Here is a 16541-nt window from a genome sequence, read left to right as displayed (position 1 = left end):
TTATTAACCTCTTTTGATGCGATAACGGCTAACATCATCATTGTTTTGTAGCCAAGTTAGCACCTGTGGAGTCAGTAAAACCAACTCGGCGCCTCTCCCGCGTCCAGAAGCCATCAGGAAATCATTCACTGCTGCAGGGATTTTTAAATCCATTTGTTTACGTAGAGCCAATAACCGCTCATGAGCTAGATGAACAAGTTCTAACTCCTCCTGTGAGTTAGGGGTACGAGATGTAGATTGCTCGAAGTATTTTTTCTCTATCTGATACTTTTCAAAAAGTTTTCTACGTTCATCAATGTACATTTGACCTTCAAGCAAACTCTCATCGACAAACCAACAATCACGTAACTCTTTAACGTAGATTTCCCATGCAGGTTCAACGTACAGCTTAAAGTTTTGTGTCAATGACCGCATCTCTTCAAGCAACTTGGTCCACTCTTGCTCTTGCGATTGACGAACCTCGTATTTTAGTTCAGTAAACGCCTGACGGAAGTTTTGTAACGCATAACGCACTCTACTTACTGGATCGTTGTCCATTACAGTGACAATCGTATCCTCACTATCAAAATGGGCATTGCGTAGTAACAAAAGATACGCGCCAGTTTGGAGTTGCAACTTGGCCACTTCTTTTGCAAGCGTACTTGCTAAATCCATATAAGCATTACGAATTTGAGTTTTTCGCTGCAGTTGATCGTAATTAACTAGGAGTTGACTTAAGCCCACACAGCGATCTAGCAGACTGCGTGCACTAGATTCGTTATTAGTTTCATTGCTCATTTGACCACTCATTAATTCAACTCCTCTAATTGTTGCTCAATCATATCTAATTGATTAAATACGTCCTGCTGAGCTTGTTCAATCTCCTCACCACCTTGGGTCCTAATCTTTGTGATCAATAAGGCCGACGTCCTTTTTTCGAACAGCTCAAAATCATTAAAAAGTTGATAAGCGACCTCATATTGTTCTGCATCCACCGATACAATGTCTTGCAATAGACGAGCTTCATTCTCTTTATCGTCAGATAATTGTAGATTGCTCAGGTCTTTAACTAGTTTTGTACGGCTCTCTTTAGACCAAGCTTTAAGACTCGTTCGAAGCTTTGAAGCTATCTCTGTTGGATGCACCACGTCAGTATGAATTGCTAGTGATAAGGTCTCCTGGATCTGCTCACTTGCGGCTTCTACCGCGTCCTTATCACCTTCGAATAGTTCCCGTAACAGTTCAATAGTTGGAAATATTTGACTACGCAGTTTAGGAGCATCACGTAGAACCTTATCCAGCACGTCTGGTTCTTTGACCGGAGGCTGCTTCAAGGCATCAATCACTAATGGACCATCAATGGCATAAGGCTCTGCGCCTGGCTTTCTCACTGCCACTAGTCGAACCAATTCATCACGCAGTTCTTTGCGACGACTGGATACCAGATCCCATTGAGCATCCAAGTCACCAAGCAGTTTGTATTGGCGTTTTTCTTGAGTAGTAAACAGTATTGCATCTAATCGTTTACGGCCACTTCTTGCATTGGCGCCCTCTGCACCGATAAAACTAGCCCCTTGAAGCAACTTATGTGCAATACTACTTAAAAGTTTACGCTCTTGGCTAACCAAGTGCTCTGTCACCTTTGGGATGACTTCCTCGAAGAAGTTTTGGTAGTGAAGGTAAGCGACATCACCACCTTCGAATACCCAAGTTTTGTTATAGTGATGATACGCTGCCATCGCATTAAATGCGGGAATCCACTGATCACCATTTTGCTTAAAGGCATCTGCATTACTTAAGTCAAGTACTGGTGATGCAACGTTACCGACCTTGACTGGTAGATGAATTTTACTAAAATTTATTTTTTGTGATCGACACAGGTAGTGCCCCCAGTCAATGGAAGTATCTAAACCCTCAGCAATCCATCTCCGCAATTTCGCTGCATCGGGTTGTTTTAAAGTTGAGGAACCTTGATGCCAAGCATCCAATTTTTCTCGCCATTCAAGTATCTCTTTCGGCTCGGTTGGAATGTCAGGATCATTAACTACCGAAGGTGATGTTGGCTTGTTTCCTGGATTATTAATTTGGGTAGTCGTAACTGCGACATTATGTACGTTGCTCGTTTCTAGGTTGTTCCCCCTTGGAGCCACAGGGTGTGGCTTCACAGCAGATATATCTAACACTTGATCCATATCCGACAGATTAAACTCGTCACACACCTCAAGTGGCAGTACGTTACTCAATCTTTGAATGCTAGTTGGGTTGCCCCCCCAGACCGCTGCTAATGTTTTCGCACGTTCAGGTTCAGACAAAATACTGAACTGAGATCCCACGGCAGTGTTACAAATAAAGTTCTGCCATTTTGCCGGCGGGAAGGTATTTGCAAGATAAGATTCACGGCCCAACTTTAATGGTTGTCGCAACAAATAGTGCAAGATAGAACGAGGATGAAACTGCAGTTGCCCATGAGATATACAATGCTTGCGCGCCAGTTGCTCTAGTGCTAAGCGGTTATATGGGAATAACGGATACTCCTGATGCGTGTAGCCAAACGCATCTAAACGAGGTCGATATTCACTCTCAGTCACCTCAGTATCATGCCAAACCGTTATCCATTTATGTTCATTACCAGCTTTTTTAAACATATCTGCTAACTTTCGGTTACCGTAACGCGCAGCATTTAGGTAGCGACCACAGAAATCAATGATACGATCTAATGTTTCAGATTCATTTTGGTTTACCGATTCAATCAGCCACTCGTAACCTGTACGACCTAAAATGCCATCACGGACATGAAGATAACCAGCAAAACCTTCGGTCACCGCGATCACTGACTTTAATCGACAAAGCGTCTGCGTACCGTGGTGTTGCTCTTCTTCCATTAGACATTCAATGAACTCTTTCTGAATCGCTGTTGTAGTTGTAAAGTCTTCAATTAGAATAACCAGTTCATTGGCTTTATTGTCAGCAAATAACTGCTGTCGAATACTGCGTACCACCTTCTGAATAGTCATCGGATTAATCTTGAGTAGTTCTTCAGCAGTCTTACCACACGCGGTATAAAGTACTTGGTTCAATGTCCAAGCAGCATTATTACGCGAGTTAGGGTCGGTCAATAGCTGGCTATTCTGGATATACATCTGTGCATCAATGGCAGCAGCTGCAACTTCAGATTGAATTTCAAAGTCCTCGGCATACATTTGATAGTCTTGCTCAAAGCCTTCAGTATCTTTTACACCTAAGTAAAGGCGTTCAGCAATGTTATACAGACATGCCCCTTCACGAGTAAAATGCTTGGTTAGATGACTGTCTTGCAATAGCGCCTGTAACCCTGAGGCATGTGTGAATAAGCACTCAAAGAACTGAGTTTCTTCAGGTTTAGGCTGATAATTCACATCCAGTTTAGATTGTAGTTTCTGTAATTCTTCATCTAAGCATAAACGGAGCTTAAGAGCTAAGTGCTCAGCAATATGACTAACCTTAATTTCTTGACTAATTCCATCAACTGAACGACGAATCTCATCATATACTTCACCTTTAAGCCCTTCGGTTAGCAAGCGAACCACATCCGCAATTGAAGAGCTTTTTGGAATATAAATCGTATGGTACTTATCAGCATCAGGCTGACGCTCAAGTTGTGCTCCTAACCAGCGGATGATATGTGACTTACCGACACCAGCAGAGCCTGTAATCGGGATTGGGCGATTATGTTCTAAGAAAAAATCGAACAACGCCTGTTCATCAGCACGCATCTCCTCCCCCGTCTGATGATGACGCTTTAACAAACGCATTGGCTCGTGAACTGCCATCAGCAAACTATCTGAAAGCGATTCTGCCTCCGTCATAATACATTCTTCAACTCGGCTTTTCTGCGGCCAATAGTTTTCCAATACCGACATTATTTACCCCCCAATACAGTCACGTGCGTCACTGGCATAAGTACTTTGTTGTTTGACCCTTTTAGATTAAGCAAGCCAGCATCAGATAATTTTTGTAGTTTGATAATTTTTGAGTAATGCAAGCGTAACAGTGCACGCGAAAGGGATGTAGATAGTTCATTATCCTTTGGTTTTAACCAATTCTGATCATTCATTCGTTGCTCAGTATGCATACGATAGTCCCCACCATCGAGTACAGGTATTAGATTTGCTAACTGCTGTAGAAAGCTTTCAATTGGAAGTTGGGTATTCTGTTTGATTAAGCAGTCAGTCGCCAAAAGCTCTTCTTTAATTGCAACTGTAGGGTCGATAGTGTAAGTGCCGTTACCTATGCGTGATGCAAAGCCTAACCAGTGCATATAACTTGGCACTATAGGAGTTTCATTTCCGTTGATTCTGAAGTCACTCAAAAACGTATCGACTATTTCTACTAAATTATTTGAACGAATTTCTGGATAGCGATACACGTCAAGGCTAAGCACCATGCACACTAACTTGGTCAAATCTGCTGCACGTTGGTCACGAGTATCAAGGTCTTGATTGTTTTCTGCCGAAAATAAACAACGACGAGCGGCTGTAGAAGTCAATACAGAGGAATTTGGAAAGTAATCCTCACATAAAGTTAGGCCTCCATCTATTTCGCGTAAAAGGCCTAAATCTTTCCATGCATTAATCTCTTGACCAACTTTGGAGCGAGCACTATCACCTGATGCTAATGCCTCTGGGCGACACCAAGAAACTATAGTTTCTTCCGTCATCGGTTTTCTTTGATTACTTTCCAGCACATTACGTATCACGGTAAACACCTCAAATTGGCTACCTCCGTGGGCATTATTGATGATTGGCACCTTTTAAATCTCCTTTATAAAAACAATAAGTCCAGCCCAGAATACTCTAAGGCAAAACAGACTTAAAAATAAATTACCTTAACTTGTCAAAGCAACAAGGCGGACGGTAATAAACTAGCTTTTCTCTTTTATAGCCTGCAATAAGTTGTTACTTCGTATCCAATTATTATTATCTAACATAACGTACAATTCACCCGCTGGATGGTTCGGATCTACCATGTCATCTGGAACAAGTGTGAGTTGCAATGGTGCATTAGTAACTCGAAGCTGTCCCGGTACTATAAAGTGAGTCTGCCCATCTCGCCATGATGGAATCCACAGTTCAGGCCACTGTGATGCTGGAGGTTCACTACGCTCATCTGTAAACCGAACCATCAATTTATCGGGCATACCGCCTCGACGAGCAGACGCCTTGTTTATCGCTGCAAACTCATCTTTATCTAAACGGATACTAGCTATTATGCCCGACTGAAACAAAACCTTAATCAAATCGACAATATGTATTTCCCAATTGCGTATCTCTTTTCTCGAACCATCAGGGCGCTTGTACATAATAAATGCTCGACTGGTTTTGATATCAGTTAAGTCAGACCAATGCAGGGCTGAGTTTTGATAAAAATCTCGATTGATTCGGCTGTTCGGTAAGTTATACCCTAATGGTTGTTCAAACTGCTGTCGGCAGACAGGACAACCACCGCATGCCTTCAAAGCAAAAGCGTCAGGCAAAGTATATAAGCGGCTTAGCTTCTGACACAAAGACTGTTCTGAAGGGTTACAAAGCCATGTTTGAAGTGCACTGAAATTTGAATAAGCAGCATCGGCAATCTGTTTGCGAAACGGCTCTACGTGTTCTTGCCAAAAGCCTAAGTCGGTATGCTTTGCCATCAACGGTCGTACTACCAAGGAGTTGCGATAACGCTCCATAGCTTTTTCTAAAGCTTTTTCGTACGCTTCATCTGACTGAGCTTCCAACTGCTCCGGCATCTGTTGAGGAAGGGCATCCAGCTGAATTACACCAGCACGCACCATCAGAATAATTGTGCGCAGGTTCCAACTTCTATTGCGTTTAGAGTGGTTTATCAAGCGTGTTACTAAGTGTGTTAGGTCGACACGATATAACTCTCCGCCGTGTAGAGCTTCAGCACGCCCCCACATACCAGTCCAGCGTTCATGACCAAGCTCGACACTGATTACGCTTTCAGTACCAATCTTTTTAGCTGATTTCGCATCTTTTTCGGTATAAATCATTATCGAAGTTGAGGCTTTACCATCTCGTCCAGAACGACCAACTTCTTGGTAATAACGGTCCATGTTTTCTGGATACGTAGCATGGATAACACACCGCACATTTTTTTTATCCATCCCTACACCAAATGCAGAGGTTGCGACCATGATATCCAACTCATTATTTGCCCATTGCTTAAGAAGTTGTTCACGTTTTTCCTTACCAGTTTTACCAGTAAACTCACCCAGTCGACCATACCCTTCTTTTGTCAAGTACCTATGCCATTGTCTAGCATGGCATGGCTCAGTGAAATAGAGAATAAGTGGTCGAGGTGCATTCGCTAATGCATCCATCACCCACTGCACTTTGGTACTGCTATCAGATGCTTTAGCGCTCCAATAGGATGGTTCAGGTCGTAGGTGACAAGCGTGAACCTCTGTCATGTTAGAATCAAAAATATCACGTAGTCCCTGACGAGTGTCTTCCGTTACCGTTGCAGTCATTAAGATAGTTGAACAAGGCATCACCCCATTTGTCCTACTTGCTGTACGTAAGCCTCGTACTAAGCCTCCGAGTTGTTGGAACTCAGGCCGGAACCCCGTCCCCCATTGAATAACTAGGTGTGCTTCATCAATGATGATATTGCGTAGGCCACCATTTTCGGCTGCGTAAAAGAGCACAGGAGTCAGTGAGCTACATGCAGCCTCTGGAGACGTCACGATCAAGCGTTGTTGTCCTTTTCGAATACGCTTTCTTGCCTCACTCCGCTCATCTGGGCCTAACCCAGAATGCCAGGCTAATACATCTTCTGAGCGACCACCTTTACACAGGATTTCCTGTCGATAGCGATCTGCTTGTTCCAAAGCAAGCGCAACGGTTGGTACAATAACAATACTAAGCGCATTCTCTCTAGGAGCCAGCATCGTCACTACTTGGCCAACTAGCGTTTTACCTGTGCCGGTAGGTAAATTAACCAGTAGTGTACTACCCGGCTCACTCATTACAGCTGCTCTCACAGCTTCACGCTGTCCAGGGGCTTGATAATGAGTATATGCATCCCCCATAATTGCACCGACACCCGGATCAATCGGCACTGCGGTATCTTTACGTCGATTTACCTCTGCCCATGTGTCTTTAAATACCGGATGTTGACCATTTTCCAACCAGTTCGGTTGCCATGGAACATCGACTTTCAGCAGGTAACTTTGACCTAATGATTTGCAATCTATACTACTTTGCTTCCAATGTGTTCTCGTCGGCCACGTGGTATCTTGAGGTACACGAACCTCAAGGTTTGGGTCGTGTAACGCTTGATGCTGCAACCAATGAACAATTGCACCACGGCGATCCAATGGCTTACTGTTTTCAGCCAAACACTGCCATACGCGTTGTTCAACCGTTGTCATGTTATCTGGTTTTTTTAGACCTAGATTACTGCCTTGCGCTAGCGCTTCGATCAAGATTTGTAGCATCGTTTTCTTTTACCTTATTAAATCTTTAAGACTGCTTATCTGAAATCAAGAACACAGTTCGTGCTGCTAAGCACTTATAACTTGGTCTTTCAAATGCTTGACGCAATTGCAACACATAATTTTCAGGTAAGTTAGGATCAGAGGTAAGATAGTTCTCTAGGTTTTCTTTCCCGCGGCCGTGGACTTCCTGATATTGAGCAGTGATAGATTGCAAAGCACTCTTCTCAATAGAGAAACAAAGATCTTGCCATAACTCTTTCGAATACAAATCATCAATCTGTGACCAATGTTTTGCTAGATTGATGTCACTACCACCTTTGTCATATTTGCTATATTTTTTCTCTAAGAATGGAATAACAGCAGGATCAACTAGTAGTCCCTCATTATCTAACCACAGAGTGTATCGCTTCGGGGGCATCAGTTGGTCACTGATTCTCTCTAGCGTGGAGGCGTTCTTATTGCTTAGTTCAAACTTAGTCGTTGCTATGTACTCAAAACAAAAGAAAGCTTTCTTATAGTCTTTAGGTAATCTACTATTTATCCTAATCATCGCACTCGCTAGCCCACGTTCTTCATAAGGTAGAATCGATAGCATGGCGTCGTGGAAGGGTTCACCTAAACGAGCAACTCGTTTACCTGTTTTCTGAGCAACATCTCGAAAATATTCCATCTCGTAACTCACCGGTCCCTGCCGCTGCATACTATTAGAATCAAAGCCTAACAAGCAGTGCTCTTTCAAAGTACGAACATTTACCATTGTTGCTCTCCCCCCATTTTCAGGGGTAAGATAAACATATCTATCCTCTTTAGCTTGAAAACCTAATACTCTATTGATCCAGGCTTTAGATGCTCGTTTAAACTCTTCTTCTCGATCGTCTACCATTTGAAGTTTATCAGCAAATTCTCGCGCTTCGATCACTTCCGAATTAACCGACATCAAGGCCTCAAGGTTACGGATTTTCGTCCATTCTGTTTCAAGAATTTTCCCGGCGCCAACAAGGCGATCATCAAGATTTAGAAAAGCTTCTATCCCTTCAAGGAACAATGTGTCTGTCACCTGGTTCATTTGCTCTTCAATAATGAACTGCAAACCAGCGATAGACTGCTTGAACATCTCGAACGTGCAATCAATAATATTTAACCAGTGAGTTGCAAATGATTGTTTATCACTTGGTTCAATTACAACACTGCGAACAGGGGTTGCAAATTGGTTGGCAGCATAACGATTCATGCGTCCATTTCGCTGTTCAATACGGTTGGGAGAAAGAGGAATATCATAATGAATAGCAACACGTCGTCCACCATGGAGATTTATACCCTCTTCTGCACGACGATCACAAATCAATAAACGGCAATTAGAATCTTTTCCAAATCGCAATGGTTGTTTTGGATTATGGCGTTGGATCTGACCAGGAAAATTAAAACCGATCTCTATGTACAGTTGATTAGCAGACCAGGGGTGATCACAAAAGATAACAACTCCTGCTGTTGTATTATTAATTAACGGCTTAAGTTGTTGTTCCAGCACTTGTAGGTAGTTACCTTGCGCAATTTCACCTTGGGCAATTAATTGCTCCAACAGTTCTGATTCACCTGGTGTCAAATCAGAACAGAGGTCTCTCTGCTGCTCAGTACTTAGGAAGAAATCTTGGGCAGACAGGAAGTGCTGCGCCAAACGTACACTTGCAAACTCAGTCAATACTTGTGGAGAACCCAAACTTGCTTCTACGAACAACTGATAGATTGAAGCAAAGCAGGTACTTTGAGAATTATCTACCAGCATATGTTGGTGCCACGCTTCCAATGCTTCATTCATCTCTGCGTTATCATAGGTTAACCGCTCTAATCCATTGTTATCTAAGCCTGGCAACAATTGACCAATCTCCGCAGATGAACGACGGTTACGCAATAGGCGATGGTGAACACCATGGCGATTTGCAATATGGCTTCGAATTTTGCGCACTAACAGATTTGCTTCGCCGCTACGCTCACGACTAAATAAGGCACTTTGTAGTGATGGTAGTAACTCTTCACTCAATGTCTGTAATTCAGACTCGGTATTTAGCAATTGCAACAGCGTTTGTAGACTATTACGCAGTGCCAAGTTGGTGTTGGTGGTCGTGAATGACTGGATTAGCCCCCCCAACTGTTCACGGATCACAATCCGGTCACGGAACTCTACGACACCTTGTTCGGTAAGATGGTAATTTTTTGCATCAAGTAAATGTAGCATGGCTAAAAAGTTGCGTTCATTTCCAACCAATGGCGTTGCAGAAAGAAGCAATAGTTTTTCGCTAAGATGCGCAATTTTTGCGATAGCCTGGTATGCCCCTTGATGTTCTGGTGACCATGCCTTTTCCGCAATATGGTGTGCTTCATCAATAACAACAAGATTAACATCGAGAATTTCACCACCAGCATAGTACTGCTCGTAGCTCTGCACAATAACGCTGTCTCCGAGCAAATCATAAAGATGAAAACTTTCAGAAAGCTCAGTATTCCACTGCGTCTGAAGAGACTCAGGTACAAGCACCAATACTTTATGGTCTAGTGGATTATCAAGTATATGCTGCCTGAGAATCAAACCGGCTTCGATTGTCTTTCCTAATCCTACTTCATCGGCAAGAAGGTATCGCTGGATAGGATCAGAAAGTACTCGGCGCACCACAGCTAGTTGATGCGACTCAAGGGCTATCGATGATGACAATGCAGCAGTAATACCCGCACAAGCCTCACGCTGGTCTAACATGCAATTTTGAAAGTCGACACGTGCTTCTTGAAATAGTGGGGTATAGGTTTGTTGACTCGCAAGCCATTCTACTGGTGAAGATAAAGGTTGGTCCCAACGAACATAAATGTCGGCTTGAGCTAAATCACGATATTTATCGTTAGGAAACTGAACTCGATAATCAGCCGGTGGTGGTGTAGGACCAACAACACGACCGACAGACCACTTCTGCACCTCAAGATCATAATAATAAACGACAGTTTCGATTAGCAAGTTTTCTACTTTAACCTTATCGATAGGGATAACTTTATCTTGCACAGCCATACGCATAGGAGAATCAAAATAACTCACAGTTACTGATTCAGTATTAACTTCGATAACTTTGCCTAAACCCAAGCCATTAGATGCCCGGACGAACTGACTAACTTCCACTTCCACATACCTTTTTGTTAATGTGATAATTAAAAATAAACTGGGCTTTAATGCCCTATATGAAATTATTTTAATTAAAACTAAGTAAGGATAATGTAAATTAATGTACTGTCGACACATCCATGCTCTTAGTAAAATATTCCATAACGAAACGGCTACACTTTATTTGTACAATTAGACTATATTATATATATTTAATCAAGAAATTGTTTTATATCAATCAATTGCAACTATTCAATTCCAATATATTTATGTACTTGTACTGACAATCTCCAGTTGTTTTCAATACATGATTGTATAGCTAGTTCTGTCGCTCTCTTCTTCTGGCTTATTGGTTGGATATAAATCTGCTTATTCACAATTGCATGCTCAATTAGCAAAGCTTTTAAGTCATCTATATGTTGCTCCGTTGCAACAGGATGTTTTATTTCATTTGCTCTTGAAAGAGCTGAATATAGTACTTTATAGCCCCCTTTCATATTAACTTTAGGAGACACAGTTACCCAACATAGATCTGAAACTTGGACTTCAAAAGTACCTGAGGTTTCAACCTGGCAACTATAACCTATAGCTTCAAAATCATTACAAAGTGGTTTCAAATCGTACATACACGGTTCACCACCGGTTATCACTATGTGTTTAGCTTGATAACCTTCAGAGATAAATAGTTCCTTTAATTGCTCAATCGTAAAATTTCCCCAATTATCATTTTCTGATTGTTTGGAAATAATATTATTTCGCTCTACTTCTTGCTCTAGAGATACTTCCCATGTGTGTTTAGTATCACACCAAGAACACCCCACAGGGCAACCTTGTAACCTTATAAAGATCGATGGTTGACCGGTAAAAGAACCTTCCCCTTGGAGAGTTTCAAAAATTTCGTTTATTTTATAAGTGGTTTCTATATTCATAAGTTCTTCTGGTTGGTGAAATATCGCTAATTTAGTTCTTAAAATTTATTAAAAGGTAGTACACGTTACTTTATTGGCTTGGAATAGTTTTGATGTATAAAATATGTATTTATAGTCCCATCATCTTCTAACTTCGCATACCCTTCTTTAATCACCACTCCTGAGTAGTCTTTATACTCAGACTTAAAAGACCATAGTGTTGATGGACTATAATTGGCTTTAAACTCTTCCCATGTACTATTTAGGTGGCCAAATGGCACTTGCTGAACAGCGTTTAATGGGTCATATACAATTTCTTTTACTTCTACGTCTAAAACTGACATTGCTTCAATTAAGTCCTTTTGCTTTATACTAAAGACTTCAGGTTGGAATGATGGATTTAAATATGAGTTTACATGGAAATAAGCCATAAATGGCCAAATGAATGAACCAACGATAAAACCTAGAATTAAATAGCCTGTAGATATTTGATCAACCGAAGTAACTTTTTTTTTAAAAAAATTATTATACAGTGATGCACCTAGGCTATAGATAAAGCCTATTGATAAATAGCTAATAAGGTAAATCATTCTGAGCTCTCCTAAACGTTATTTTTAACTAAAACCTTTTCTACAACACCTTGCTTAACTTGAATCAATATATCCCTCTCATATTGACTACCAAAGCCGATATGCTCATATTTCATCTGCTCACCATCTGGAATTCTTAGCTCACCAGTATACCAATGAGCAAAAACTCGTTCTGAAAACCCTGGAAATATATCTTGAAGAGTTATTTCGTTATCATCATCAAATTCTGCGTCAAGTTGCATTAAATACAACCGTTCTTTTTTTATTTCCCATCTCCCTAGATACCCTCGCCAGAGAGCCGTACAGTTCATTTGAAAAGGGGATGGTGTATTGGTCAGTGAAAAATAGTCACTTAGAGGGCATGATAAAAGAGATCTACTTTTTCCTTCATACATGATTGTCTCTGATAGTTGTACCGTCATAAAGTTCCTTTTGATGAAAGTAAATCTGAGTAGTATGGACTGCAGATAGAAGAGTTGATGAAACAAATGAGTACATTAATACAAACAGTTATAACATTCGACTATTTTACTGTTTTGAACTTATAAATCAGCTGTTGTTTTACATATTACGTAAGGACTAGACACACTCTTTTATATTAAACATCAAGATAACCAGCATTATGGTATGTGCAAACCTATCAGATTTCTAAAGCCCCCTACTTAGCACCTAGCCAACTTTTCAACTACGCTTTCAATTGCAAGTTAATTGAGAGTTAGCAAATGGCAAAAAGTAAGCTGTACTGTTTAAGCATAAAGCCAATATTGGTTGAGAATAAAGCTATTCAGGCACCGTTATACCCAATGCCTTTGTATTGCTTAAGCGATTTTAACGCTTCATTAATAAGCTGTATTAACTCATTGATAGATGTTTTAAATCAGCATCAATTAACTGAAGTGAGTAAAAAGATTACCGGCATCACTTGGTTTTTCGAGCTTACCAATCGATATCATATCGACATACCTACCTATATTCATGTGACGGAATCAACAGCTTACTTCACAGGTTACTTACCGCCCTATAAGCAAAAGTACTTCAGAACATCTGAAGTTCCTCTTGATGAAATACTTGAAAATGGCCGTGAATTTAAAGCGATAAACTTAGCAAATCTGCAGCTGCCTTTTGCTAAAGCAATAGCTTCAGAGCTTGAGGCTCAACAAACTGAATTTGAAAAAATAAATGATCGTTATTTCGCACTAGATGAAGTAAGAAATGCACTGGCAAATTTAAACGAAGATACAGTAGAGCAATTGAACTCAAGTTCATCTGAATGTTTAACTGAGCTTGCACAGGAAATGTCTCATCTCAATAATAAAAATGAAGCCATTGAGTTAACGATGGAAGAGCTAAGTAAAAAATTACTCTACCGAACTTTTGGCCTAACAATTGGTGACTGGATTTGTACCGACTCATCTTGGCATGAAGGCAGGAAAGTTCAGTTAAAGATCGACCGAGTAGATTACTATTCAAGTACTTTAACTTTATCAGGTCTTATTATCACTCAGAAAGGGGAAATTGGTAAACGAGAAGAGTCTATTCGAATTAATCTATGTAAAGGCTCTGAAGATGAATATAAATAAGTTAATTCAATCAATAAATCGAGCAAAGAAAATTCGCAGAGCCCTTCCCTATCATCAACAAGAAATTAGCGGAGTTAATGTCAGTGATAAAGAACTTCCTCAGGTTTTGAAAACAATTATGTTACTCTTCAAGCAGTTTAAATTAAATGAATTCGATATCAACATTAGCCATTGGGGCGAAGTGATTTTGATTGAGCCCTATAGGCAAATAAAAGTTATTTTATCTGTCGGTTATTTTGAGCAAGACCATAGCGTTTATTCCGTGAAGAAAAGACTAAAAATCTGTGATTATTTCGATGTGAGTGCACTCGATTTTAATAGCAGAAAATTACTGATAAGAATTAGGGCAGCTAGAACTAATACTAAATGGCGAGAACATAGTTTTTCTGACATTGAAAACGGAAGAATTCTAGCTGAAAATTTTGCAGAACAAATCATTGAGATAACCTCATCTCTTGTTTCAACAACAAGATTCGATCCTTATAAAAATTTTGGACAAGTAACCATTGAGGATGTATTAGCTATCGCAAGATATGGTTCGGCATTATACGGTAGAGAAACAGTACTATTTTTTCTTGTAAGAGACAAAGAGGCTTTATCCTACCCACAAAAAATTATCATTGATAAAAGTGAAATGAAAATTACAAACTTTAATGGTTTTACTAGAAGTTATTTATTAAATAAAAAAGCGATTAAATTACTTGGCTTGTTACCAATTAACTTTGAAGGTGAAGAAACAATCATAGAGCGTTAAATTACCCTTCTATATCCATCGATTCATAGTCGGTGGATGTAGCAGGTAATATTTTATTCTACGACCGATTTTACTACGCTGTAGCTAAGGTAATATTGAACTAGGCAAATAAAAAATATTTTAAGTGTCTTTTTAAGTGACTTTTCAGTGCTAATAAAAAGTTTCATGCTTCTTAATTTTATTAACTAAGTTACCTGCATAACTAATCAAATATTACAACAGAACGCCTTAAAAGTTAACAAGACGAAAACCGTTACTCGGACAAAATCAAGATCCGTTACTTCACGAATTTCTAAACCGTTACTAGGACAGAATTAATGGGCGTTACTCGGACCAATTAATGAAGCGTTACTCGGACAGAATATTTGTCTAAGTAACGGGGGGAGTGACACAAAAAAGACAAAAAAACTTAAACTCGAAGTTGAGTAACTTTAGATGTGTAAAAATACGTTTTTTTTCAACTCAATTTATCGATGAGCCAGGACAAAACTTCACTGTGATGAAGAACAGCAGTTTGATATTAAATAGCCTTCTAATGCAACATCAGGGCATTGCATGTTAGACCAAGAAAACTCCTACTCAATCAATTGGATTTAGGATAGCTATTAACTAAGATATCAGGCCAATCAATTACTGAATAGGCTTAAAATCAATTAAACATCTGCATTAATATTACACTCTTTTGTAGTGATTTTATTACTGGGAGTTAGCCTTTTTAGCTTAATAAAATGAATTTCCATACTCCTTAATGGTAAGTTTTTTAATCAATTTTATTAAGATTTAATAACCATTTTTCCCACGTAATAAGTGCACTTAACTTCTCTTTTTGGTAATCATACCGGTCATAATGACGAGAGGAGACATCCTGTAAAGCATGGTTCTGAAGTCTATCTCTCACAGATTTTTCAACTCCTAACTCTCCCATTTTTGTCTTAATAGTTCGACGGAAATCTTTAGGCTGGAATTGATTTACACTTTTTTGTTTACAGTAATTCCTAATAGCTTGCGCCAGTGTTGATGTTGGCATTGGTTCGTCTAAATTATACCTTTGAGGAAACAAAAGCTTACCTTCACCATTTAGTACTAACAGCTCTTTTAGCTGTATGATTGCTGATTCAACAAGTGGAACAAGGTGAATTTTTTTGTTCTTTGACACACTGCTTTGTATCGTCCAAACTCTATTATCGAAGTCAATGTCTGACCACTTAGCTACTGATAACTCATATGGTCGCTGACCTCCAGTGAGTAATAGTATTTTAATAAAATGTTCGACTTGATTAGAGAAGTGATTGTCACTTAGGTTATGCAGGAGAGTCGCGACTTCTTCCGTTGAAAGCACTCTATCACGAGCCTGTTCAGCTGACGATTGACGTGGTATTGAAGCTACTGGATTACGGTCTATATTATACTTTTTACCTCGATGTAAATAGCGAGGGTCATGATCATATTTTATACCAAAATTCATGGCACTCATGATATATGATCGTACTCGATTAGACTGAACTTCTGCTCCCCTTTGAATCAACCAACCTAATACTTTACAGACATCATTAGAAGTGATTTTTGCAGCTTCTACTGATAAAAATGATTTCATATTAGCTAATAATTCATGCTTTACTTGATTGAATGAACGCTTACCTTCGAGTTTCATATGATTTGTATAATCATCAATGAGTTCTTCAACAGTGCCTTTTCTCTGCATGCTCTGCTGTTCTATTTCTTTTAATAATCTTTGTTCTTTTTGATGCTGTTTAAGGCTCTTTTCACCATTCAAACTATGAATAATCTTAGCCAACTCACGCATTTTTTCACGTGCCTTAGCTAAGGTTAGCCCTATTGAGTTATCAGGTGAATATTGGCCTAACACAGTAAATTCTCGCTTCCCTTTATAGCGCTGAAGTAGTCTAAAACTCATGGCACCAGTAGGGTTAATATTGAGGTATAGAGAGCCAGTTCTGCGTGGTATATCCTCAACACAAACTAGCACATCATATTGACATTTTTTAGCCAATGTCCCTTTGTTTTGTCTAATTAAACTTTCAATATCTTGCTTTTTATCTATTCGCATAATCACCTCAGACTTACCATGAAAAAATTTATAAACG

Annotated in this window: 11 protein-coding genes; 2 read left to right on the top strand and 9 right to left on the bottom strand. The window is 39.8% G+C overall.

Features of this window, described 5'->3' with window-relative positions:
- Positions 1 to 3: 3 nt before the first annotated feature.
- The 8 genes from H4J38_RS06690 to H4J38_RS06655 form a co-directional block, all read right to left on the bottom strand.
- Positions 4 to 789 (bottom strand): hypothetical protein, encoded by a 786-nt coding sequence (locus H4J38_RS06690; RefSeq protein ID WP_182130731.1) that lies wholly within the window; start codon positions 787 to 789, stop codon positions 4 to 6.
- Positions 789 to 3878 (bottom strand): protein DpdH, encoded by a 3090-nt coding sequence (gene dpdH, locus H4J38_RS06685; protein ID WP_182130729.1) that lies wholly within the window; start codon positions 3876 to 3878, stop codon positions 789 to 791. Before dpdH ends, H4J38_RS06690 begins: the two co-directional genes overlap by 1 nt.
- Positions 3878 to 4765 carry a protein DpdG gene (dpdG, locus tag H4J38_RS06680; protein ID WP_310733453.1) on the bottom strand — a complete coding sequence of 296 codons (888 nt, stop codon included), beginning with the start codon at positions 4763 to 4765 and terminating at the stop codon, positions 3878 to 3880. The genes dpdH and dpdG overlap by 1 nt, the downstream gene beginning before the upstream one ends.
- A 114-nt stretch (positions 4766 to 4879) precedes the next feature.
- Positions 4880 to 7462, bottom strand: a complete 2583-nt coding sequence (dpdF, locus tag H4J38_RS06675; protein ID WP_182130725.1) for a protein DpdF — start codon at positions 7460 to 7462, stop codon at positions 4880 to 4882.
- A gap of 25 nt (positions 7463 to 7487) precedes the next feature.
- On the bottom strand, positions 7488 to 10622 hold the full coding sequence (gene dpdE / locus H4J38_RS06670; RefSeq protein WP_182130724.1) for a protein DpdE: 3135 nt from the start codon (positions 10620 to 10622) through the stop codon (positions 7488 to 7490).
- A 230-nt stretch (positions 10623 to 10852) separates the two neighbouring features.
- Positions 10853 to 11533, bottom strand: coding sequence for a 7-carboxy-7-deazaguanine synthase QueE (gene queE / locus H4J38_RS06665; protein WP_182130723.1), 681 nt, complete (start codon positions 11531 to 11533; stop codon positions 10853 to 10855).
- A 65-nt stretch (positions 11534 to 11598) separates the two neighbouring features.
- On the bottom strand, positions 11599 to 12102 hold the full coding sequence (locus H4J38_RS06660) for a hypothetical protein (protein ID WP_182130721.1): 504 nt from the start codon (positions 12100 to 12102) through the stop codon (positions 11599 to 11601).
- Positions 12103 to 12113: 11 nt separating this feature from the next.
- Positions 12114 to 12524 carry a hypothetical protein gene (locus H4J38_RS06655; protein WP_182130719.1) on the bottom strand — a complete coding sequence of 137 codons (411 nt, stop codon included), beginning with the start codon at positions 12522 to 12524 and terminating at the stop codon, positions 12114 to 12116.
- A gap of 300 nt (positions 12525 to 12824) precedes the next feature.
- Between H4J38_RS06655 and H4J38_RS06650 the strand changes: the two genes are divergently transcribed.
- Together H4J38_RS06650 and H4J38_RS06645 are read left to right on the top strand one after the other, a co-directional pair.
- On the top strand, positions 12825 to 13682 hold the full coding sequence (locus H4J38_RS06650; RefSeq protein WP_182130717.1) for a hypothetical protein: 858 nt from the start codon (positions 12825 to 12827) through the stop codon (positions 13680 to 13682).
- Entirely contained in the window at positions 13669 to 14436 is a 768-nt protein-coding gene (locus H4J38_RS06645; protein ID WP_182130715.1) for a hypothetical protein, read from the top strand. The genes H4J38_RS06650 and H4J38_RS06645 overlap by 14 nt, the downstream gene beginning before the upstream one ends.
- Before the next feature lie 760 nt (positions 14437 to 15196).
- Here the strand turns inward: H4J38_RS06645 and H4J38_RS06640 are convergent.
- A complete protein-coding gene (locus H4J38_RS06640; protein WP_182130713.1) occupies positions 15197 to 16504 on the bottom strand; it encodes a site-specific integrase in 1308 nt (435 codons plus the stop codon).
- Positions 16505 to 16541: the final 37 nt, after the last annotated feature.

Source organism: Colwellia sp. BRX10-3, assembly GCF_014077505.1.
In the GTDB taxonomy this organism is placed as follows: domain Bacteria; phylum Pseudomonadota; class Gammaproteobacteria; order Enterobacterales; family Alteromonadaceae; genus Cognaticolwellia.
Note: the sequence above shows the minus strand (reverse complement) of the source record. Positions and strands in the feature narration are given on the sequence as shown.